Here is a 23,830-nt window from a genome sequence, read left to right as displayed (position 1 = left end):
AGTCCTTTTTTCTAATGCTGGCAGTTTGGGCAGTAAAATACCTTGCGGGAAGCTAACCGAGTCATGACGATAGGTGTCTGACAACGTAAACAAGGCTCTTGGGGGCGGTCATAGACCAAGCAATGATGATTATATCCTCCGGTGAGACGATCACTCTTATAAAATCGGTACTCCATATAACCCCCTAGCTGTAAGGCACGTGTCAATACCTCATGAAGTGCTTGGGATAATGCTTGAATATCTGCTTGCGATAATTCCTGACAATTTTTAAGAGGCAACTGCCTTGCTTGAAAGCAAATTTCATCAGAATAACAATTACCAATGCCTGCAATAACATGCTGATCGGTAAGGGCTTTTTTTAACACGGTTCGTTTCTTTTTCAACAATTTGGCCAGAGTGGCTGCGGTAAATAACGGCATAAGCGGTTCGGGTCCAAGTGTAGCAAGCTGCTGAGAAATACCCTCGTCTTTGTATATATGTAAGTAGCCGAGCCGCAGGCCATGGAAAAAAAGCTTATGTTGATCAAAGCTCAGGGTAACCTGGGCCGTCCGATCCAATTTATCAGCATCGCTACCCCAGTACATAAATCCGGATAACATGAGGTGGAGCAACAGAACCTGGTTGTTGCTTAGATGAAATAATAGATACTTACCACGGCGCTGAACAGTTGTGATCGTTTGATTCAGCAGTGCCTGCTGGAAGTAAGTGACAGGACAATTGATGGTTTTCTCCCGTGTTACCTCGACATGTCGAATCGGTTTCTCTAAGATGTAGCGATTTAACATGCCCCTATAATGCTCCATCTCTGGAAGTTCTGGCATAGAAGTTCCTCCTTTTACAAGAGTGGTAATACTAGATCTATAATCTCTGTTTACCTTCTCCATATCGTGAAGCCTTCAGCAGTAATAGTCTGTTTCAATTTCATAAGAAAAATGAGGAAGATAGGGAGAACCTTTCGTTTTTCGGGGAAAAATATACTATAATGAGACGAGTTGACTTCAAAATATCGAGTTCGTGAATAGATACATAAAGACAGGAGACTAAACATGAAACATCAAGTAGATTTGATCGCAACCGCTGCATTTGGCTTAGAAGCAGTAGTAGCGGAAGAAGTACGCGGGATGGGGTATGAGAATGTAACGGTAGAAAACGGAAAGGTTATGTTTCGTGCTGATATTTCGGATATTCCGCGTACAAATTTATGGCTGCGTACGGCAGATCGCATCCGATTGAAAATTGGTGAATTCAAAGCGACCAGCTTTGATGAATTATTTGAAAAAACAAAGGCATTGCCTTGGTCTGATTTTATTCCAGAGAATGGACACTTTCCTGTGGAGGGGAAATCAGTAAAGTCGGAGCTGTTTAGTGTATCTGATTGTCAGGCAATCGTAAAGAAAGCAGTTGTAGAAAGCTTAAAGGGAACCTACCATACAAGCTGGTTTAACGAAGATGGTCCTACTTTTAAAATTGAAGTGGCGTTATTAAAAGATATTGCGACGCTAACCATTGATACCAGTGGAGCAGGCTTACATAAACGTGGCTATCGTGATTGGATCGGAGCAGCTCCTATTAAGGAGACGATGGCAGCTTCGTTGATCATGCTTTCGCGTTGGAAGCCAGATCGTGTATTGATTGATCCGTTCTGTGGCTCTGGTACGATTCCGATTGAAGCCGCTATGATTGGCAGAAATATTGCTCCTGGTATGAACAGAGAATTCGTTTCGGAGAACTGGCCGATTATTCCGCGGACAACATGGCGTCAGGCGCGTGCTGAGACGCATGATTTGGCTCAATACGATCGGCAACTAGAAATTATAGGAACCGATATTGATGAAGAGGTTATTAAAATAGCGAGACGGAATGCAGAGGAAGCTGGAATAGATGACACAATCCACTTTCAACGCATGGATATGAGAGATTTAAGTTCCAAAAAGAAATATGGCTACCTGATTTGCAATCCGCCATACGGAGAGCGTCTAAGCGACTATCGCACGGTAGAAAGATTGTATCGTGACATGGGGCAGGTATTTAGTAAGTTAGATACATGGTCTTCTTACGTGATTACCTCTGATGAAAATTTTGAATCATATTTTGGCAAGAAAGCCAGCAAAAAACGCAAGCTATTTAATGGAAACATGCGTGTGGATTACTATCAGTTCTTTGGGCCGCGTCCACCGCGTCCACGGGCTAATTCTGGGGATGTAACAGATCAAGAGAGATAAACGTCATATATAAGGTTGAATAGATAGAAAAGATTGATTCAGGTAAGGAGAGAGGTTGTTTTTTTATGTGGAAAAACGGTTTTACTCATAAGCTGATGAGTGTGGCAACAGCTACTGCCTTGTTATTGACCTCAGGCTTCATGACACCCCAAGCTTTTGCGGCAAAAGAGGGGAATGCTTCTATTCCGGCATCCTCTTCTGCTTATCTAGGGAATGGTGAGTTCCTTGATACGAAAGGGCACTATGCAGAAAAAGCAATTAAGCATCTTGCCAGCATGCAGGTTATTAATGGGGTGACGGCTACCGAATTTCGGCCAAATGCTCAAATATCCCGCCAGGATTTTATTGTACTATTGTCCCGTGCATTAGGAGTGCTGCCAAGCGAGCATGCAGAAAGCACATTCTCTGATCTTGCAAAAGATAGTGTGTATCAAGCATATGCTTCTACATTGGCTGATAATGGAATTATGAAAGGCAAAGCCGACGGTAGTATGGGAGGCAAAGAACCGCTTTCCCGTCAGGAGCTAGCTGTGCTGCTAGAGAGAGTTAATCAGCACCTTTCAATTGGAGCAACCGAGAAAAAAGCGAATCCTGCTACTTTTTTGGATGAAAAAAAGATAGCTGGCTTTGCACAAGAGGCAAGTTATGCAGCAGTTCGTCAAGGATGGCTGACGCCTTATAAAGGAGCATTTCAGCCTGATAAATTGGTAACGCGTGGCGATGCGGTTGTGTTAGTGGATCGCCTAGTAGAGCTTCGAAAAAAACAAGCTGATGGAAAAGACTTTACTGTTAATCACTCTAGCATCAAGATCATGACTGGAATGACTGAACAAATCAAGGTCAAGCCTGAGGTAGATCAGCCACTGCCATTTACGCCGATTTTTGCTTTTGACGATAAAGCGCTAGGCCATATTTCTGCGGACGGTACATTCGTAGCGGGTACAGCAGCAGGTAAAGGAGTTATAACGGTAACGGTTGGTTATCAAAGCATCCAAATACCAGTAGAGGTAACAACTCATGGTATAGCTGAGGATGAGAAAAAAGCGGAGAATCCAGCAAAAACAGACGAAGCCAAGACAAATCCTGCTGAATCTAAAGCTGATGATACGAAGCAAGCAGATGAAAAGAAACAAAACGTTGAGCAAAAATCATCAACGGACCAAGCTTCTTCCGAACAAAAAACGCCAAACCAGTCTGTAGCAACTGAGACAGAAACTGTTAATAGCAATACAGCTAAGGAAAAGAAACAGGAACAAAAAGAGGAAGAGCCAGTAGAAGGCTGGATTAATTATGCCCGTAACAGTCAGGTAACCGTAAAATCACTCGATCCTGCTGACCCTTTATTTAATGAGTCAGAGAAGAAATACCCTGGTCCATCTGGCGGATTGACCGATCCGGCAGATGTTTGGACAGGCTATCTTCGTCAAATGGGACGTGAAGTAACGCTTGATCTACATAAGGTACAGACGCTGGATATGGTAGAGCTTACTTTCAGACAAGAGAAAACAAGCGGGATTACATTGCCTTCCGAGCTAGAGGTGGAAGTATCGCGGGACGGTAAAATTTGGGGTTATGCGGGTAAAGCTACACATGCTATTTCCCCTGGGGAATTACAAAAACTGGATCGTACCCTGCGCATTAGCTTACCGGAATTGGATGCACAGTATGTTCGAGTACGTTTTCCTGTAAAAGTGTTCACATTTGCTAAACAACTGAAAGTATATGGACATGAAGCAGAGCCTGCACAGGCTAAGCTCATCTCCTTTCCTTTAAGCAAAACAAGCACACCTATTGAAGATAATAAGGCAGATGACCGGGTAAAAGATATGCTATTGGTATACCATGGGGCATATGACGACCGTGGTAGCTGGTCGAAAGACGACTTTTTACCGATGGCGGGCTATATTGAGCCAGATGGTTCCATTCCTGATCAAATGTTTGATACCATGTTGTTCCTTCCGTTTCCGAACATGACGGAAACAAAGGCTGACTGGGAGAAGTATATGGACAATCTATTCGAACCGGGTCGCCAATTGGATGCCTTAAACACAGCTATGTTTGAAATGAATAAACGACGTAATTCTCTTGTACTAAATACGAAGAAGGAAAAAGTGGTACTAACCTTGCCTTATCCTTCTCCAAAGGTGAGCGATTGGGGTAAGCTGGAGGAAAATGGGCCGTCTCTATCCTTTGACCCTGCTAAGGTAGGGCAAGAGCAAGCCTATAAAAACCGCTTAGCAGCCATTACCTGGTACAAGGATAAGCTGATTAATCGCTGGTACCAATCAGAGTATAAGTATCTGAAGCTAGAAGGAATCTACTGGTTCCAAGAGCTTGTAGATGACGCGGCACCGAAAGAACGCGAGTTGATTCGCAACGTTGCCGACATGGTTCATTACCATGGATTCCGTTTCTACTGGATTCCGTATTATGGCGCTCCAGGTTTAGAGGAATGGAAAAATCTTGGGTTTGATTATGCTTTCCTTCAGCCGAACTATTATCAGGCAAATGAAGTACCTATAGAACGGGTTCAGCTTACCTTAGATGTAGCTAATAAATATGGAATGGGTGTAGAGATCGAGGGAGACGAGAAATTCTTACGCGATATGCGTCTCTATCGTACCTACTACAATCAACTCATTGCCGGTCATAAAATCGGAATTGATAAGGACAAAATCCATGCGTATTATTTCGGTTCTAAAAATCTGTTGATGGCTTACCGCAGTAAGGAGCAGCAAGCCAGAAAGATTTATGATGATACGTACAAGTGGATGAAGGGCAAGTTTGATATGAAAGAATTCCTTGTTCCTGAGGTAGTGCCAACTCCTACTACGAAGCCAGAGGATCAAAAGCAAACAACGGGGGATGCAAATCCTGCTACTAAGGATGAATCTGGAGAAAAAGCTGATCAAAAGGGATCAGAAAGCTGAATCTGAGAAACCAGTCAATGACCAAAAAACGGAAAATCATGATAAGGCTGAAACAAAAGAATAACGACATGTGTTGAAATGTAGACGCTGACAGGCCCCTGCCGCTCACGTAAGTTGAGAAGCAGGGGCCTGATTTTTTGAGCAAGGTTATAACAAAGCATTTAGGCCTGGACCGATTTTGCACGCTCCATTATGGTGAACATTTTTTGATAGCAAAGGATACTAAGAATTGTTACACCAAAAATAATTCCGAAAATGACTAGCGGACCAAACCAATTAGATAAAGTAACGAGCAGTGGTGCTAGGATGCGCCCAATCGTAAATTGTAGCGTGGAGGCACCCATATACTGCCCGCGTTGGTGTTCAGGGGCTAGTTTACTAACGAAGCCTAGAGCGATTGGAGTACGGATCAGCTCTCCAATTGTGAGAACAGCCATACAGAAGAGCAAGAACCAGATATTTTTACTAAAAGCCATCATGAAAAAGCCGATCCCACCCAGAAAAGATGCAATCACAAATGCTTTTTGATCGCTCCACGCACTAATCCAGCGTGTCATCGCTGCTGTTAGCGTCACTACCATGAATCCATTCAAGGCCATCATCCAGCCAAAAAAGGATGTTCCCCCTAGAGAATAGGTCCAATCTCCCCACCATATCAACGGTTGATGTAACACATGTTCCTTTATATAAATCGCCATGTAAAGATCCATCTGGGAAAAAGCGATAAACACAAAGACCCCCGCTAGCAAGTAAAGAGAAAAAACCTTGTCACGAAAAATAACCTGAAAGGATTGCCATTCTTTTTTCCAACTGGGTGCTGAATCGACTACATCTGAGCTAGTTTGAGGTGCTGACGGCTTAGTCTCTTTTAAGACGAAAAAGTAGACAACAAATAGAATAGCAGTCACAATCATACAGGCTAGCATAAGCTCATTACGGTAATTTACAAAGAAAAAGGCTCCCAGCAAAGGGCCGATAACAACCCCTAAATTCATAGCTGTGTAAAACATGGCAAACACAAAATTGCGATCTTCCTCGTTGGTCAAATCTGCGATCATAGCTTCGCTAGCTGGTTGGTATAAAGAGGCACTCAGATTCAGTCCGACAAAAGCAAGGTACATCATCCAAGGTGAAGAGGATAGAAAAAATAACAGGAACATGAGAACCTCAAACGCCACAGAAAATAGCATAACGGGACGACGCCCCAGTTTATCAGAAATACGACCACCAATTAAGCTTATGACAACACTAAGTAACGGGGGAATGATTAATAATACCCCAGCAGTACTTTTACCAAACGTTTCACTGAAAAACAGAGCCATGAAGGGTAAGAACATCCATAAAAAGATAGAAAATAAGGTTTCTCCGATCAGACGAACCTTTAAATTTACATCCCAAGATAGCCAGCTCATGCGCTGCACCTCCAACGTGTTTTCTGACTTACATACATGCTGGCTTCCTTCTTTCCCGTCTGAAAAAGAAGTGGTTTATGGTCCTGTTAGAATGTTACTGTTTATCAAAAAAGCGACTATATGCTGAAAAGCTTGCCGAACATACAAGCTTATCGCATAAATGCCGCTTCTTTCGTAAAGAAACGGGGCCGATAACCATAAATTCCATCAGTAAAGAAGAAAGCCGACCTTAATCAAGCATGACAAAAAGAATAGATTACCTTTTGTCTTTGCTGGATTAGATTAGATGGCTATAATTTTCTTTACTGATGAATTTCATTGGTTACATGCCCCTTTATTTTCGGTATTTTTTGATAAATGAAATTCTAACAGGTTTTATAAGGATGTGCAAGACAGGTTTCTAGAGATTGATTTGATAAATAACCCATGACATATACGTAGTTAGGCAGGACCAAACAAGATACGGAATAAGTAACAGTGCTGCCCAACGAGAGTATTTGCCTGTGTACAATAGCAAGAGTAGGGTCGATATTGCGGTAGCCAGACAATCATAAAAGGCTAACGACAAATCCTTCTGAATAGACAGGACAAAGGTATAAGCTTGATTGATCACGTAGTTAATCACAAATAACAGATACCAAGAGTGGTTTAGGTTATCTAACCCAATGGTTTTTTGTAATACAACGACTGCAAGAGCAATCAGTGCGTATAATACAAACCATATGATAGCAATCAAGTTGCTTGAGGGAAGCCAATCAGGCTCTGCAAGGGTGTTATACCAGATTAGGTCACTTGGAAAAAGAATACCTGACAGCGAAAAAAGAGCTATTATGACGAGGAATAATATGATGGAGGATAATAGACTTGGCTTTTGCTGCGTCATGTAAAACTACCCCCTTTTCTTATAAGCTAGTACTTAGTTTATTATTGATTTTGTCGTCCATGCTTATTATTTCTGATTGCAAGATGAACATCATAGATGGACTAAGGCGTTTTGATAAAATATTTTTAATCAAAAACACAAAGAGAAGTGTCTATGCTACAATTTGTAATAAATCCCAATGGGAACGGACTGGAGGAGTCTCATCGTGCAAGATCCACGATTAAAAAAATTGGCTTATAATTTATTGCACTATTCTGTGGGTTTGAAGGAAAAGGAAGTTTTAAATATTGAAGTCCGTGGAAACGGGCATGATCTAGCTCGGGAGCTGATAAAAGAGGCATATGCTATCGGCGCCTATCCTTATGTGGAGATAATGGATACACGTATTCAAAGGGAGTTAATGATGAATGCTAGTGCCGAGCGGGCAGAATATCTAAGGAAATGGTCTGAAGAACGCGTCAGGGATCAGCATGCAACCATCATTATTAACGGGGTTGATAATGACAGCGAAATGTCTGATGTGCCAAATGATAAGCGTCAGGAGCATTACAGGGTGCTAAAGCCACTTAGTGATTACATGATCGCTAATACTCGTTGGGTTCTGCTTAATTATCCTACACCCTCTATGGCGCAAAATGCGAATATGTCGACTGAGGCATTTGAAGATTTCTTCTTTGATGTCTGTATAACAGATTACCGAAAGATGCATGATGCATTCCTGCCCCTGCAACAACTGATGAATAAGACGGATAAAGTACGATTAGTCGGGCCAGGAACCGATTTGACCTTTTCCATCAAAGGAATTCCAAACGTGATTTGTGCGGGAGAAAATAATATTCCAGATGGAGAGATTTTCACTGCTCCTGTGCGTGATTCGGTCAACGGTGTACTTACTCACAATGCGACGACACAATATATGGGGACTAAATTTGAGAATATTACCTTGCGTTTTGAGAATGGAAAGATTGTAGAAGCGAGTTCCAATAATACCAAGAAGCTCAATGAAATTCTTGATACTGACGAAGGAGCTCGCTATATTGGAGAATTTGCCATCGGTGTAAATCCGTATGTGCTGCATCCGATGAATGATATTTTATTTGACGAGAAAATCGCAGGTAGCTTCCACTTTACTCCGGGTCAGGCCTATGAAGATGCTGATAATGGCAATCGAAGCATCGTGCATTGGGATATGGTAACCATTCAACGTCCGGAATACGGTGGCGGTGAAATTTGGTTTGATGATGTGTTAATCCGTAAAGATGGACTATTTGTGCTGGATACATTACAAGGTCTTAATCCAGATGCTTTAAAATCCTAAGCCAATCAAAAGAGCGAATGAAACCCATATTCAAGATAAGAACGAAAAAAAGTCTGGTGATGCCAGGCTTTTTTGCTTGAGATGAATGGAGATAACCTATATCAATATTCCCTTGATAGAACCAGCTTCTCCTCTCTAAAGTGGCATCCGATCTCGCTTTTCGTTACAATGAAGCGTAGAAACTGTAGAACGGAGAAAAAACTAGCTATGACAATGAAAAGATGGTTGGATCACACTGTAGACGATCAGGAAAAAGGAATGACTGTGGAGGAGATCGTACGACAAAAAATGTCGGTCTCTGGACGTATGCTGCAACGCCTGACACGGAGTAAAGGAATACTGGTAAATCGCAAGGTCCCTTTTCTTAAAAGGCAGGTCAAGGCTGGTGATGTGATTTCTGTACGCATTTTTGATGATAAACGTGAGCAGGAAGCGTTAGTCATGTTACCGCCAGCGCCATTTGAAATTCAATTGGAAGTTTTGTATGAGGACGAGTATTTTATTGTTGTCAATAAACCAACAGGTATGACTACACATCCTATTCGTGAGGATCAGCATGATACTTTACTAAACCAACTTGTCCTTTATTGGCATAAACAAGGCAAGTCGATTATGCCCCATACCGTTCATCGCCTAGATCGCGAGACTTCAGGCACTATTTTAATCGCGAAGAGTTCCTATGCTCATCAGCTAGCAGATAAGCTGATAAGGGAGGGAAGTATAGAGCGGAATTACGTTGCTTTCGTAACTGGTCGCATGCAACCAGAATCGGGCACAATAGCAGAACCGATCAAGCGCGATCCTATGCATAAAGTAAAGCGTCAGGTACATCCAAAGGGTGAAGAAGCGGTTACTCATTACAAGGTGTTGGCTTCAAATGACGAGGTTAGCTTAGTCGATATTACATTAGACACAGGAAGAACTCACCAAATTCGTGTGCATTTTGAATACATGGGACATCCATTGGTTGGGGATACCCTGTACCGAGGTTCTCGAATGGGCTTTTCCAATCAAGCGTTGCATGCCTATCAGCTTTGTTTTAAGCATCCAGTGACAGAAGAGCTCCTTGAGATTAAGGCACCTATGCCACCAAAGATGAAGCGCTTTGTGGAGGATAGGTTTTTTCTCCCAAATTTTATGCTATAAAGATGATGCATGTGCAAAATAAATACGATGGGGAAGGGTGGAGGTGTAGAGCATGGTAGTGCAGAGGCTATTAGATGAGGAAAAGGTGTTTAAAGACCCTGTTCATCGCTATGTGCATGTCAGGGAGAAGGTCATTTGGGAGCTAATTGATTCACCAGAATTCCAACGACTAAGACGTATCAGACAGCTTGGGACGAGTTATTTTACCTTCCATGGCGGTGAGCATAGCCGATTCAATCACTCGCTGGGCGTCTATGAAATTATGAGACGCATCCTAGAGACCTTCGAGGGCAGAGTTAATCTTCCTTACGAAGAAAAGCTCCTGTGCCTTTGTGCGGCTTTACTGCACGATGTTGGACATGGTCCTTTTTCACACTCCTTTGAAAAGGTATTTCGGTTTGACCATGAGGAATGGACGAGAAAAATCATTATGGGCAGGACAGGCATTAATCAAATTTTACGTACGGTTAGCGATACCTTTCCTAGAAAGGTTGCGGAGGTGATCGCAAAAACGTATGAGAATAAACTGATTGTCTCCCTTATTTCCAGTCAGATAGATGCAGACCGAATGGATTATTTGTTGCGAGATGCTTATTATACCGGAGTCAATTACGGTAATTTTGACATAGAGCGCATTCTGCGTGTAATGCGACCCTCTGAGGATGGAGTAGTGATTAAATCGAGTGGGATGCATGCAGTGGAAGACTATATCATGTCACGCTATCAAATGTACTGGCAGGTGTATTTTCACCCGGTGACGCGAAGTGCAGAGGTTGTTCTACATAAAATTTTCAAACGTGCGAAGGAATTATTCCATCGTGATTACCGTTTTCAATTAGAGCCGACACATTTCCTGCCGTTTTTCTGTGATCGTATCCAATTGAAGGACTATCTGATGCTGGATGAATCTATTGTTTATTTCTACATGCATCAGTGGCGAAATGAGCGAGATTCTATATTATCTGATTTATGTTCACGATTTTTAGACAGGAATCTTCTGCAATACGTCGAATATAATCCTAGAAATTTCCGAACGGAATATGAGATCAGGGAATTGTTTCAAGAAGCGGGAATTGATCCCGACTATTATGTAGAAGTTGATTCTACATCCGATTTGCCCTATGATTATTATCGCCCTGGGAAAGAACAAGAACGGATTTCTATTATGTTAGTCAAACCAAACGGTGAGCAAGCGGAATTATCAACGATGTCAGAGATTGTAGAAGCGGTTTGTGGGAAGCGGAGATTTGATTATAAGCTTTATTATCCTGCTGATCTGATAGAATCGCTGCCTGCTGAACTTGCCCAAAAGATTAAAGAACGACTAGGAGTAGTGATGTCGGATGCATAGAGGGCACGCCAAAATAATGCGGCTAGTGGAGGTCCTTGGTGAAGTAACAGGAAGAAAGAAACTGCAAAAAATGGTGTATATCTCTAAAAAAATGCAGGTGGATTTTGAGGAAAGATTTGAGTTTCATATGTTCGGGCCTTATTCCGAAGAACTGACATTGCGCGTAGATGAGTTGTGTAGCTTTGGGCTGTTGAACGAACAACATGAAAGCAAGGGAGCGATCGAAGTATATCGTTACTCCTTAAACGAATTGGGAAAGGATTTTTTGCGTTATCATGATGTAGACCTAGGGGTAGGAGAGCGTCTGATTAAACGTTTAAATGAAGAAAATTCCCGTTTTCTTGAATTGGTGTCCACCATTCTTTATTTTGAGCACTTATCCTATGAGGAAATGCTGGTTAAAGTCTTTACATTAAAAAGCAAACAGCGCTATACAGAAGAGGAAGTACAAAAGGGACTTGCTTTTCTCGACGAATGCAGACAAATTAGCTTGCAGCATTAAAGGGTATAGCATTCTGGAGTCTGCTAGTATGACCATCTCGTTTACGCTTATGTGTGAACGAGATTTTTTTGTCCCACATCATTTATCCATGCGCCCCAAAAATTGCACGAGTATAAGTTTTCAGGGTAGAATAGACAGAAGATCTTTTTAGGGGTTGGTGATAACATGAATTTATTTGATAATAAAAAAAATAACGGCTTTACCATTGTGAGTAAAAAGACAGATGTTCATGGCGGATTTGGTCAAGGAGTGCTTGATTTAAGTCATGTTTCCTCTGTCATTATTGATGTTGAAGAAAATGATGCCTACATTGACATGGGAGCGTTGCATGCCAAGAGTGCTGTTGAACGAGGCATTAAATTTTCTACGAATAAGGAAGATGTTCCAAACGGAAAGCCGTACTGGCTTGTTTGGGTTACCATCGACCGCAAAGAAGAGGGACCTTACTATGCAGGTGTAACTGCTTGTTATATGGAGATTGACCGTGAAGCCCGCCGTGGATACAAGCTATTGGTAGATCACGTTAACCGTATGGATGCTGCTATGAAGCGCAAAATCATGGTAAGTGAGCTAGGAGAAGTCGAAAAAGCAGCATTGCGCAAATTACTGATGGAACACAATGCAGACATGTGGGCAAACTCTGCTGAAGAACTTAAGCAGGGCTTAGAAACACAAGCATAGTTTGTACATGGGCGCTAGTTGAAAATCTGGTTTTTATTAGGAAAAAATGAACGCTGTGTGAACAACTAGCAAAAGAATTGTACGAAGAAACCAAAAAAGAGTAAACTTAGATTTGTATATAAAAAGCACTAGGTCAGCAAACAGGGAGCGACATTATGTCACTCCCTGTTTGTCTTAATTTGCAGGTTATGAATTAGCATTAGGGATGCACACTAAGAAGGCATATCAATACTTTATCTTCTCAGAGGGGGAGAATGCCTTGGATCATCAGAATGATCATTTTGTCAAACATGGTGGAGTGCATTTCCGCAATAATGTACCACCGCAAGAGATTAATAAATTTATTAATAGGCTACCGGCAGGAAAGCGAGAAAGTCTTTTTGAAGTGCTGGATAAATTGGAAAAAAACGGGCTTATTACGGTTTATAACGACCACGTTTTTACTGATGGAAATGGTGTTATTGGCGGCGGGGAGCAATAAGATAACGAAATAGAAATATGTCAAAGCCAGGCGCAGATATGATTTCCAGCGTAATAACAAGCTGCATGAATGAACAAAAAGCGCAAGAAAAAAGGGGTACCTAATCACAATAGTGATCTACGGTAGCCCTTTTTCATAAAGCTGACATGTTATCTGCCCCATAATTTGTTCCACAACGATTTCTTTTCTTTTTCAGGTGGTTTGGGATCGGGTATTGCTTGCTCAGGAATATGCTCGGAACAGTAATCATGAGGCTCCGTTCCTGCCTTAAAATACATAACTTGCGCATGCGGGCAGTTCTGGGTAGCCAATTTTTTGGTGACTGGGTCGATGTAAACTGATACGACACCGGTAGGAGCATTAAATTGGCTAGGGGGTTGATTATCGAGAGCACTTTCCATGAATTCCGCCCAAAGCGGAGCCGCTAGACGGGCATCCTTAATCGGGTCAATCTTCTTCCCTTCATCATAGCCTGTCCAAACGCTGGTTACGAGCTGGGGTGTAAATCCGCCTATCCAGGAGTCATAGTCAGTGGAGCCTGTTTTCCCAGCAACGGGACGGTTTAATTGGCCTGCAACACGGTGAGCTGTGCCGCGCGTATCGCTAAAAACAGTCTGCATCATCTGATTTAACACATATGAGCTACTCGGATCTGCTACAGGGACATGGGCAGAGGAATCCTCAGCTAAAATGGCACCTGTATTATCCATGATTTTTAAAATCGCTACTGGTGTAATGTACGACCCATTATTTGCGATGGTACTGTAAGCTGCTGTTAATTCCAAAGGGGAGATAGGCGATGTTCCCAAAGCTAGAGAAGGTACAGCCTGTAGAGGGCTAGTTATCCCTAATTTTTTGGCTTCATCTACTATTTTTTGTGGTGTTAATTGGTTAATTGTTTTAACAGCATAAATATTATCTGATGTAGCGATGGCTTCTTGCATCGTAATAAAGGTATTCGTAAATTTATTACCATAATTACTAGGAACGTATTCCTTTCCATTTTCGTAAGTGAAGACAGTTGGCTCGCTTTTCATCAACGTTAAAGGAGTAAACCCATTATCTAAAGCTGATAAATACATAATTGGTTTAAAGGTAGAACCAGGCTGTCGTTTGCTCAATACACGATTGAATTGGCTTTTTTTATAATCGCGGCCACCTACCATTCCTTTAATGAAGCCCGTTTTGGGATCAATGGCTACTAGAGCTATCTGTAATTCTTGATTATTTTTAGGCATGTGTTTACGAATAGCTTCTTCCGCTTTCTTTTGGATTGCAACGTCTAAGGTGGTGTAAATTTTTAATCCGCCGTTCTGAACAGCCTCTTCACTGATTCCATACTTATCCTTGGCTAAAGTGAGAATATAGTCCCGAAAATATGGGGCTATCGAAGCTTTTTGTACTTCCTTAGGTGAACGAAATGTTAATTTCTGCTCGTAAGCCTCCCGCATTTGTTTTTCGGAAATGTAACCGTCACGGTGCATAGCCGCTAGGATTAATTTTTGACGCTTTTTCGCATTATCAAAATTCGTAATCGGGGAATAATAGGTAGGCCCCTTTGGAATTCCTGCTAGCATAGAGCTTTCTGCAAGCGTTAAATCCTTCGCTTTTTTGCCAAAATAGGTTCCCGCGGCGGCCTCTGCACCATAGGCAGAATGTCCATAATAGATTTGATTCATGTACATTGCTAAAATTTCATCTTTTGTGTAATTAAGCTCTAGCTGTAGGGTGAGTAAGGCTTCTTTTGCCTTGCGAGTCCAGGTTTTCTCATGACTCAAATACAGATTGCGAGCTAGCTGCTGTGTAATCGTGCTGGCCCCTTGAGCTTTGTTCATTTCGACAATGTTGACGTAAGCTGCTTTTGCAGTCCGTTTTAGATCAATGCCCATATGCTGATAAAAGTAACGATCCTCGATGGAAAGAGTAGCTTGCACTAAATAAGGGGAAACATTGTCGAGTGTGACGACATAACGATTTTCTCCTCTGTGAATACTATCTATAACTTCTCCGTTGCCTGCGTAGATGGTTGAAGTTTGATGAATAACTGTGGCGGGCATTGGCTGAGAACGTAAATATAAGACCAGAAATAGGATGGATAATGCAGCCGCCAGCATAGTCAGACCTAGAATTTTTATAAAAAGCCTGACCCGCCTAAGCCAACGAAGTAATGGATGCTCGCGGATGACTTCCATGAAAGACACGTCCTTTCTGCATAGTTTGGTAATACTAGGAAAAATCCTAATAGATAGTATAGGTAAATCAGCATATTTTCATACTATATAAAGCCGGTATTACCTGTTCCGTTAAGGTTTTGCACATCACTGGTAGTCCTTTTACAAATAGGCGATCTGTTCTGAAAAAGCAGTGAAGTAAGAAAAATATCGGATAAAAAGACAAAAAATACTTGCTTTTTGGGGGGTACCCTCTATAATTCATTTTGTTGATGCATTATGTGATCTTCATTACATCGCCCATCAACATGAAATGATTCGGTTAAAAAGGAGGCTTCATTACATTATGAACATGGAACTATGGTACACTGAGAAGCAAACGGAAAATCACGGAATTACTACAAAGATCTCCGAGACTCTATATAGTGAGAAAACGGATTTTCAACAGTTGGATATTATCCATACCAATCAATTTGGACGTATGCTTGTACTTGACGGTATGGTTATGACTACCGATGTTGATGAATTTGTTTACCATGAAATGATTACTCACATTGCTCTTAACACCCACCCTAATCCTAAAAAAGTATTAGTTGTGGGCGGAGGAGACGGAGGAGCTATTCGTGAAATCGTTAAGCATGCTTCCGTAGAAAAAGCTGTACTAGCTGAGATTGACGGCGGAGTTATTGAAGCCTCCAAAAAATATTTCCCAGAGATTGCGAAAGATTTAATGGGAAATCCGCGTGTCGATGTGCAAGTTATCGATGGAATTAAACATATTCATGATCACAAAGGTGAATATGATGTAATCATGGTTGACTCTACCGAACCGGTTGGTCCAGCAGTGGGACTGTTTGAAAAAGGCTTTTATCAGGGAATCGCCGATGCGCTAAAACCAGACGGAATCATGGTTGCTCAGACAGAATCACCTTGGTTCAATCGTGAATTGATTAAACGAGTATTTAAAGACCTATCGTCTATTTTCCCAGTGACTCGTTTGTATACAGCAAGCATTCCAACATACCCATCAGGTCTGTGGAGCTTTACCATTGCTTCCAAAAAATATGATCCATTAGAAGTAGATCCATCTACAATTAAAGACATGGATACCAAATACTATAACAAAGATATTCATAAAGCAGTGTTCCAGCTTCCTAACTTTGTAGCTGAACTGACTCGCGACTAGGGGGTAGTGAGATGCGTTTTGATGAAGCTTATTCTGGCAACGTGTTTATTCGTAGTCATCAAAACTATGAGGAGAGCCAAGCAGTCATTTATGGCATGCCGATGGATTGGACAGTTAGCTTTCGTCCAGGCTCCCGTTTCGGCCCTTCACGTATTCGCGAGGTCTCTATTGGCTTAGAAGAATACAGTCCTTATTTGGACAGGCTATTAGAGGATGTGAAGTATTTTGATGCAGGGGACATTCCATTACCTTTTGGAAATGTAGAAGGCAGTCTCCAAGCTATTCGCGAGTTCGTTGCGAAAGTATTAGCGGATAATAAAATCCCTGTAGGTATGGGCGGTGAACACTTGGTTACATGGCCAGTGATTCAAGCCATGCACGAGAAGTATAAGGACTTGGTTATCTTCCACTTTGATGCCCATACCGATCTTCGAGATAACTATGAGGGCTACGAGTACTCCCATTCAACGCCAATTAAAAAGGCGTGCAATTTGCTTGGAGGAAAAAACGTTTATTCGTTCGGAATCCGTAGCGGGATGAAGGAAGAGTTTGATTGGGCAAAGGAAAATATGCATTTATACAAATACGATGTATTGGAGCCTGTTAAACAGGTGCTTCCTACCATTGGAAATCGCCCTATCTACTTAACGATTGATATTGACGTGCTAGACCCTTCTGCTGCTCCTGGTACAGGTACAACAGAGGCTGGCGGTATCACATCTCGTGAATTACTAGATACGATTCATTTTATGGCTAACAACGGAGCCAATGTGGTCGGATTTGATTTAGTGGAAGTAGCACCCGTGTACGATCATAGTGAGATGACACAGATTGTTGCTTCTAAAATACTCCGTGAAATGATATTAAGCTTTGTAAAATAGTCGCTATTATCATTTGGATACTGGATATTACGTAGAAAAAGGCAAGGAGGCAGAGTGCTTTCTTGCCTTTTTCATTTTCTATACGAAATCGCTCTCGCTTGGTCAGAAAAATTGGAAGCGAGAAGGTAAACTATCCTATAATAAAGGGAAAGTAAACTAACAAATACTACAGTGACAAATAAAAGTGAGGTCTCGGAATGCAAGAGGTTCAATTATCGTTATCAATCATACAAAAGGCAGAAGGTCAAATCGACAAGACAGATTTACAAATGTCGGGTAAAGCATCCCTGCGTAATTCTTCTTGGTTTCTGCATTATAAAGAAGAGATAGAGGGAGCAGGAGAGGTCTCCAATATTGTTCGGATTAACCCCGATAGCACACAATTACTACGTCAAGGTAGCTTGCAAATGAAGCAAATATTTGAAAAGGGAAAAGGGACAGACAGCCTATATAGCAGTCCCTATGGAAATATGCAAATGCATACCCACACTCGAACATATAAAGTCACGTATCAAAGTGAGAAGCCTGTTCATGTGTTGATTGCTTATCAATTGTGGCTAAGTGGACAATATGTTGGAGAATTCGAATGGGACATGAAAATTGCATGGGAGTAGAAAGGGGCAGTGTGTATGGTTTTTTCCCTCATTAATGGGCTATTTTCTGGCTTGTTATTATCAGCTTTTCTGGCAATTGGAGATGGATTGTTTCAAACAAGCACATTTCAGGTATTATTAGATATTACTTATATTCCAGGGATGGAAAATACCCCTCCCTTACTAGCCTATCTCATTCATTTGGTGATTTCGGTTATCGTTGCCTTTGCGTTTATTTACTTTTATCCAAAGGGAAACGGGAAAAAGATTGTCATCTATGTAACCCTGTGGAATGTGGCATTTCTTCTTTTATTCTTTCCCTTTACGTATCTAAGCCAAGGTGTTTATTCAGCAAGTAATATCTTGTTGTGGTTTTTTGGTCATTTGTTGTATACGGTATTTTTAACGTATCAAATTGAGCGATAGAGAGCAGCTTTTGTAGATGCGTAGTGCCGGTTTTTTAGCACAGTGACTAGTTTTTGGCAGTCTGATTAGGAGGGATGTTGTGAGTACATTACCAAAATCGGAGACAGTGGAGATGTTAAGCGCAATTTTAGGAGCAATTGATGAAGGCATCCATGTGGTTGACGCTCAGGGTATTACGATCATGTACAATCACATCGCTGCCAGACTGGATGGGTTAACGCAAGAGGAGGTGCTGGGTAAACCGTTGTTGCAAGTCTTTCCTTCCTTAGATAGCGAATCCAGCACCTTGTTAAATGTCATCCAAACCGGAAAGCCCATGTATAATCGCACGCAACGCTATACCAATTGGCGAGGCGTACAGGTGGAAACAATCAACACTACGTTACCAGTTCGTGTAGACGATCGGCTCGTTGGCGCAGTTGAGGTAGCTAAAGATATGAAGAAACTAAGGGAGCTGTCGGAGCAGCTAGTGGACCTACAGGTTCAAGTCCAAAGTGGACGAAAAAAGCAAGTGAAGCCACTTGTGTCCGATCAGGTGTTTTATGAATTCTCGGATATCTTAACGCATAACCCCGAGCTGAAGCGGGTGAAACAGATAGCGTTAAAAGCTGCGCGGACCACCTCACCAATACTGATTTATGGAGAAACAGGGACAGGTAAAGAGTTGCTGGTACAATCGATCCATCGAGCATCCCCGCGAAGGAAGCGTCCGTTTATTGCCCAAAACTGTGCTGCCCTACCCGCCTCCCTATTAGAAGGAATTCTCTTCGGTACAACTAAGGGGAGTTTTACCGGAGCAGATGATCGTCCAGGTTTGTTTGAAGTAGCCAATGGGGGTACGTTATTCCTAGATGAAATAAACAGTATGCCACTTGAGCTACAAGCTAAATTATTGCGTGTATTACAGGATGGTCAGATACGAAGAGTAGGCGGAACGGGATCAATGCAGGTAGATGTGAGAGTGATTGCGGCTACCAATGAAGTGCCAGAAAAAGTGGTGGAAAGCAAAGGATTGCGAGCTGACCTATATTATCGCTTAAATGTTGTTTCCTTTTGGCTTCCACCATTGCACAAACGCCCAGAGGATTTGCCCCTTTTAGTAGAGCATTTTGTGCAGAAGTATAACAATATGTTTGAGCTACAGGTGAAAGGCTTGGATCAAGAGGTATGGACTTTATTCAAGCGATGTACGTGGCCGGGTAACATTCGGGAGCTAGAGCATATGATTGAAGCTGCCATGAATGTTACTGAAGGCGAATGGATTACAGTTGAAGACCTTCCTTTATCCTTTTTGAAAAGAATGAATGAGCTAGGAGTGGTATCTCAGGAAAGTGAAAGCCGATTCACTATGAAAACCTCAATTCCTATGGATGGGACCTTACGAGATGTTCTAAGACAAACAGAAAAGCATTTCATTCAAATGGCATTGGAGCAAACGAAAGGAAATATTCTGCAAGCCGCAAAACAATTAGGAATCCCTCGACAAACCCTACAGTATAAATTGGCCCAACAAAAAGAGAAACCAGATGATAAGAAGTCAGATTGACTTGGAATACAAATCATTCAACCCGACCTTGCCGAAAAGCTGGCACAATAAATAATCCGGTAAAGTGGCTGTAGGCAAACCAGGCGTGCCCAAAACGCTTAAAAGCCTGCAAATACACTGCAAATATCATCTGATTCTGAAAATATTAAATATTCTATCGAAATTGGCATCCTCCTTGCATGATGTAAATCATGAAGCTTCAAGAGGTTTTGTTCATGTAAATATGCAGGGGGGATTATAAATGACATTAGCTGTTCGTAAATTGCGTGATTGGCGGGACGTGGAATTATGGAAAGACGTAACCGAGGAACAATGGAACGATTGGATGTGGCAGTTAACCCACACGATTAAAAACGTAGATGACTTAAAAAAGGTAATCAATTTAACTCCTGAGGAAGAAGAGGGAGTACGAATTTCCAACCAGACCATTCCGTTAAATATCACACCTTACTATGCTTTGCTAATGGATGAGAACGATCCAAAGGACCCAGTTCGTTTACAATCTGTCCCTTTATCTCACGAAATGGTTCGCACGCAGTACGATATGGAAGACCCGTTGCATGAGGATGAGGATTCGCCTGTTCCTGGTCTGACTCATCGCTACCCCGATCGCGTTTTATTTTTAGTAACAAACCAATGTTCTATGTATTGTCGTTACTGTACGCGCCGTCGTTTTTCTGGACAAATCGGCATGGGGGTACCTAAAAAACAATTAGATGCCTGTTTAGATTATATCCGTAACACCCCAGAGGTACGCGATGTGCTTTTGTCCGGTGGAGATGCTCTACTAATTAATGACCGAGTATTGGAATACGTAATAAAAAGTCTGCGAGAGATTCCTCATGTGGAGATCATTCGGATTGGAACGCGAGCGCCTGTCGTTTTCCCACAACGCATCACGGAGAATTTGTGCGATATCCTGAAGAAATATCATCCTGTTTGGCTCAATACACATTTTAATCATCCCAAGGAAATTACCGAGGAAGCAAAAAGAGCTTGTGAAATGCTTTCATATGCCGGTGTCCCGCTTGGTAATCAGTCGGTTATTCTTGCTGGAGTTAATGACGATCCGTATACGATGAAGCAATTAATGCAAGATCTGGTTAAAATCCGCGTACGTCCATATTATATCTATCAATGTGACCTGTCAGAAGGCATCGGTCATTTCCGAGCGCCAATATCTAAGGGTTTAGAAATCATGGAATACTTACGCGGGCATACCTCAGGCTATGCAGTACCTACTTTTGTGGTAGATGCCCCGCATGGTGGCGGCAAGATTCCGGTAATGCCAAACTATATCATTTCTCAATCGGCTGACAAAGTCATTCTACGTAATTTTGAAGGCGTCATTACTGCCTACCCTGAACCGCAAAATTACAAGGCACCCGATCTATCGAACAACGAATATTATCAGGCCGAGAGAGGAAAAGCAGTAGGGATTGCAGCCTTAATGGAAGATTTAGCAGACAATTTGGAGCCAGCAGAGCTACAGCGCAATAAACGGATTGAGGCCACCAAGGTCAAGTCACTTGCAGATGTGCGTAAGGAGCAAAGTGAGGTGAAAAAGCAAAAAGAGCGTGCTAGAATAAGTGAAAAAGAGGCATAGGAATGTCTGAGCAGGGTCTTTCGCCTTTCGGTGATTAAGTAGGACTTCGGGAATGGAAGTGTTACTTATGACGGTGAGCGAGAAGGCCCCTTTTTTGTGCTTGTAGCTAACTGATTACTCAATCTTTACGGTAGACAAATGAGTATGATATGATCAAAAAGAAAAATGAGCGACCGCTCAGACGAACAGTTCGATTGTTTTTATAAAATTTTTTGGGTAGAAATGTAAATTTTGAATGAATAGTCATTCATTTTTTCTGATACTTCTGATAAGATAAAACAAAAGAAAAAATTTACCATCAAATATAACTACAATAAGTAAAAGAAAGGGAGCTGGAAGATATGGAAATCCTACCACTATTAAATTTAATTGCCTTCTTCCTTGTGCTGGCTTATGGGCTATATCTTGTAGCGCATTTGTTGTACAGCAGGTATCTGTTTATCAAGTTGGGAAAAAAGCCGGATACCAAGGATGACTTTAAGACCCGCCTGAACTTGATCCTTCAGAACGTTTTTTTGCAAAAGAAGCTCTTAAAGGACAAAAAGAGCGGTATTATGCACATTGTTCTCTTTTATGGCTTTATTATTTTGCAATTTGGTGCCATTGAACTTATTTTAAAGGGACTTATTATTGGGTATGAATTACCGTTTGGTAGCGCCCACAAGTACTTTAGCCTGATGCAGGAAATCACTGCTATGCTGATCCTTTTAGCTATCGGTTATGCTTATTATCGGCGGTATATTGAGAAACTAAAGCGTTTAAAGCGAGGCTTGAAATCAGGTTTAGTTATTATCTTTATCAGTTCGCTAATGGTGACCGTCCTTGGTTCACTAGCTTTCGAACAGCTATGGCTAGGCCATGAGGGCTCCATCTTTGCTCCCTTCTCGTCAGCTATTGCCTTTGTATTTTCAGGGATCGGTGAAACCGCGGCAGCCGCTTTATTCTTCTTTTTCTGGTGGGCGCATTTGCTCGTTTTGCTGAGCTTTGCTGTCTATGTACCACAATCCAAGCATGCTCACTTGATCTTTGCTCCCTTTAACGTTTGGTATAAAAAGCTAGAACCGCCTGGTAAGCTGTCTACCATTAACTTTGAAGATGAGACTCAGGAAGTTTTCGGAAATGGGAAGATTGAGGACTTTACCCAAACACAACTCATTGACTTATATGCCTGTGTCGAGTGTGGACGCTGTACTAATATGTGTCCGGCCTCTGGAACTGGCAAAATGCTCTCTCCTATGGATATTATCGTGAAAATGCGCGACCATTTGACCGAGAAAGGGGCAAGTGTTACTTCACGCACACCTTGGATGCCTACTTTTGCATTTCCTAACACAAAGGCTAACCAAATCGCTCTGCAGGCTGGTGAAGTAGCGGCGACTGCTGAAGGGGCCGCTGCTGTAGAAAATGTATATGATAAGGCATTGATAGGCGATGTGATTACCGAGCAGGAGCTGTGGGCATGTACAACCTGTCGTAACTGTGAAGACCAGTGTCCCGTGATGAACGAGCATGTTGACAAAATCATTGACATGCGCCGCTATCTCGTGATGACAGAAGGGAGTATGCCGCAAGAAGCTCAGCGTGCATTAAATAATATCGAACGTCAGGGTAACCCGTGGGGCATTAACCGTAAAGACCGCATGAAATGGATGGAGGGTCTGGATGAAGCCTATACAGTACCTACAGTAAAAACAGCAGAGGAGTTTGAATATCTGTTTTGGGTAGGGGCTATGGGTTCCTTTGATAACCGCAGTATGAAGATTACGCATGCCTTTATTAAGCTGATGCACGAAGCAGGCATTAAGTTCGCCATTCTTGGCAATGAAGAAAAAAATTCAGGCGACACAGCTCGCCGTATCGGTAACGAATTTCTGTTTCAACAATTAGCGCAAGAAAACATTGCTTTATTTGAAGGCTACGATGTTAAGAAGATTGTGACCTGTGATCCGCATGCGTTTAATACCTTTAAGAATGAATATCCTGAGTTTGGTTTGCAAGCAGAGGTATATCATCATTCTGAGCTATTAGTTCAATGGATCGAGGAGGGGCGTCTTACACCGAAGAAAGAAGTGAAGGAACGTATTACGTATCATGATTCATGCTATTTGGGTCGATATAACAATATCTATGATATGCCTCGCCAGATTTTGCAACAAATTCCGGGTGTGGAGATTGTAGAGATGAAACGAAGCCAATGTGACAGCATGTGCTGTGGCGCTGGTGGCGGATTGATGTGGATGGAAGAACATGAAGGTACCCGTGTTAATGTCGCACGTACAGAGCAGGCCTTAGAGGTTAATCCAACAGAAATTGCAAGTGCTTGTCCATACTGTCTAACGATGATGGATGATGGATTAAAAATGAAAGAGGCGGAAGAACAAGTGAAAGCGAGAGATATCGCTGAAATCTTAGCCGATGCTTTGTAAGAAGTAACAGGATGAGCGGTGGTCAAAGGACCGCCGCTTATTGTCATAATAAATTGACTAATGCGAATA

Annotated in this window: 19 protein-coding genes; 15 read left to right on the top strand and 4 right to left on the bottom strand. The window is 42.0% G+C overall.

The window, feature by feature from the left end; translation table 11 throughout:
• Window positions 1–11: 11 nt before the first annotated feature.
• Complete coding sequence (mutM, locus tag O0550_RS07960) at window positions 12–821, bottom strand: bifunctional DNA-formamidopyrimidine glycosylase/DNA-(apurinic or apyrimidinic site) lyase (RefSeq protein ID WP_258425984.1); 810 nt, start codon at window positions 819–821, stop codon at window positions 12–14.
• 225 nt (window positions 822–1,046) lie between these two features.
• Here mutM and O0550_RS07955 point away from each other — a divergent pair, with 225 nt between their 5' ends.
• Window positions 1,047–2,222 (top strand): THUMP domain-containing class I SAM-dependent RNA methyltransferase, encoded by a 1,176-nt coding sequence (locus tag O0550_RS07955; protein ID WP_096886446.1) that lies wholly within the window; start codon window positions 1,047–1,049, stop codon window positions 2,220–2,222.
• A gap of 65 nt (window positions 2,223–2,287) precedes the next feature.
• The gene (locus tag O0550_RS07950; protein WP_258425983.1) at window positions 2,288–5,152 is read left to right on the top strand and encodes a DUF4855 domain-containing protein; all 2,865 of its coding nucleotides are present in this window, start codon (window positions 2,288–2,290) and stop codon (window positions 5,150–5,152) included.
• Between the two features lie 161 nt (window positions 5,153–5,313).
• On the opposite strand, the gene O0550_RS07945 is transcribed toward O0550_RS07950, so the two are convergent.
• Together O0550_RS07945 and O0550_RS07940 are read right to left on the bottom strand one after the other, a co-directional pair.
• Window positions 5,314–6,564, bottom strand: coding sequence for an MDR family MFS transporter (locus tag O0550_RS07945; RefSeq protein ID WP_101669311.1), 1,251 nt, complete (start codon window positions 6,562–6,564; stop codon window positions 5,314–5,316).
• 400 nt (window positions 6,565–6,964) lie between these two features.
• On the bottom strand, window positions 6,965–7,447 hold the full coding sequence (locus O0550_RS07940) for a TspO/MBR family protein (RefSeq protein WP_258425982.1): 483 nt from the start codon (window positions 7,445–7,447) through the stop codon (window positions 6,965–6,967).
• 205 nt (window positions 7,448–7,652) lie between these two features.
• Here O0550_RS07940 and O0550_RS07935 point away from each other — a divergent pair, with 205 nt between their 5' ends.
• The 6 genes from O0550_RS07935 to O0550_RS07910 all read left to right on the top strand — a co-directional run bounded on the left by O0550_RS07935 (window position 7,653) and on the right by O0550_RS07910 (window position 12,926).
• Window positions 7,653–8,765, top strand: coding sequence for an aminopeptidase (locus O0550_RS07935; protein ID WP_003342233.1), 1,113 nt, complete (start codon window positions 7,653–7,655; stop codon window positions 8,763–8,765).
• Window positions 8,766–8,972: 207 nt separating this feature from the next.
• Window positions 8,973–9,911, top strand: a complete 939-nt coding sequence (locus O0550_RS07930; protein WP_003342235.1) for an RluA family pseudouridine synthase — start codon at window positions 8,973–8,975, stop codon at window positions 9,909–9,911.
• A 52-nt stretch (window positions 9,912–9,963) separates the two neighbouring features.
• Window positions 9,964–11,262, top strand: coding sequence for an HD domain-containing protein (locus O0550_RS07925; RefSeq protein WP_035318615.1), 1,299 nt, complete (start codon window positions 9,964–9,966; stop codon window positions 11,260–11,262).
• On the top strand, window positions 11,255–11,764 hold the full coding sequence (locus O0550_RS07920) for a YwgA family protein (RefSeq protein WP_022586129.1): 510 nt from the start codon (window positions 11,255–11,257) through the stop codon (window positions 11,762–11,764). Before O0550_RS07925 ends, O0550_RS07920 begins: the two co-directional genes overlap by 8 nt.
• A gap of 165 nt (window positions 11,765–11,929) precedes the next feature.
• On the top strand, window positions 11,930–12,445 hold the full coding sequence (locus tag O0550_RS07915) for a YwhD family protein (protein ID WP_096886452.1): 516 nt from the start codon (window positions 11,930–11,932) through the stop codon (window positions 12,443–12,445).
• A gap of 205 nt (window positions 12,446–12,650) precedes the next feature.
• A complete protein-coding gene (locus tag O0550_RS07910; protein WP_003334194.1) occupies window positions 12,651–12,926 on the top strand; it encodes a hypothetical protein in 276 nt (91 codons plus the stop codon).
• Window positions 12,927–13,075: 149 nt separating this feature from the next.
• Here O0550_RS07910 and O0550_RS07905 read toward each other — a convergent pair whose 3' ends face one another.
• Window positions 13,076–15,118, bottom strand: a complete 2,043-nt coding sequence (locus O0550_RS07905) for a transglycosylase domain-containing protein (protein ID WP_258425981.1) — start codon at window positions 15,116–15,118, stop codon at window positions 13,076–13,078.
• 331 nt (window positions 15,119–15,449) lie between these two features.
• On the opposite strand from O0550_RS07905, the gene speE reads away from it, so the two are divergent.
• The 7 genes from speE to O0550_RS07870 all read left to right on the top strand — a co-directional run bounded on the left by speE (window position 15,450) and on the right by O0550_RS07870 (window position 23,761).
• Window positions 15,450–16,283 carry a polyamine aminopropyltransferase gene (speE, locus tag O0550_RS07900; protein ID WP_003342247.1) on the top strand — a complete coding sequence of 278 codons (834 nt, stop codon included), beginning with the start codon at window positions 15,450–15,452 and terminating at the stop codon, window positions 16,281–16,283.
• Window positions 16,284–16,294: 11 nt separating this feature from the next.
• A complete protein-coding gene (gene speB / locus O0550_RS07895; RefSeq protein ID WP_003342250.1) occupies window positions 16,295–17,164 on the top strand; it encodes an agmatinase in 870 nt (289 codons plus the stop codon).
• 197 nt (window positions 17,165–17,361) lie between these two features.
• Window positions 17,362–17,778 (top strand): YwiB family protein, encoded by a 417-nt coding sequence (locus O0550_RS07890; protein ID WP_003342252.1) that lies wholly within the window; start codon window positions 17,362–17,364, stop codon window positions 17,776–17,778.
• Between the two features lie 15 nt (window positions 17,779–17,793).
• Window positions 17,794–18,183, top strand: coding sequence for a hypothetical protein (locus O0550_RS07885; RefSeq protein WP_258419842.1), 390 nt, complete (start codon window positions 17,794–17,796; stop codon window positions 18,181–18,183).
• Window positions 18,184–18,295: 112 nt separating this feature from the next.
• Entirely contained in the window at window positions 18,296–19,729 is a 1,434-nt protein-coding gene (locus O0550_RS07880; RefSeq protein WP_258426039.1) for a sigma-54 interaction domain-containing protein, read from the top strand.
• A gap of 241 nt (window positions 19,730–19,970) precedes the next feature.
• On the top strand, window positions 19,971–21,335 hold the full coding sequence (gene kamA, locus O0550_RS07875) for a lysine 2,3-aminomutase (RefSeq protein WP_258425980.1): 1,365 nt from the start codon (window positions 19,971–19,973) through the stop codon (window positions 21,333–21,335).
• A 341-nt stretch (window positions 21,336–21,676) separates the two neighbouring features.
• A complete protein-coding gene (locus O0550_RS07870; RefSeq protein ID WP_096886456.1) occupies window positions 21,677–23,761 on the top strand; it encodes a (Fe-S)-binding protein in 2,085 nt (694 codons plus the stop codon).
• Window positions 23,762–23,830: the final 69 nt, after the last annotated feature.

Origin of the sequence: Brevibacillus halotolerans (assembly GCF_026891775.1) — a bacterium.
In the GTDB taxonomy this organism is placed as follows: domain Bacteria; phylum Bacillota; class Bacilli; order Brevibacillales; family Brevibacillaceae; genus Brevibacillus_B; species Brevibacillus_B halotolerans.
The sequence above is the reverse complement of the archived record's forward strand: the minus strand, read 5'-3'. Positions and strand labels throughout refer to the sequence as shown.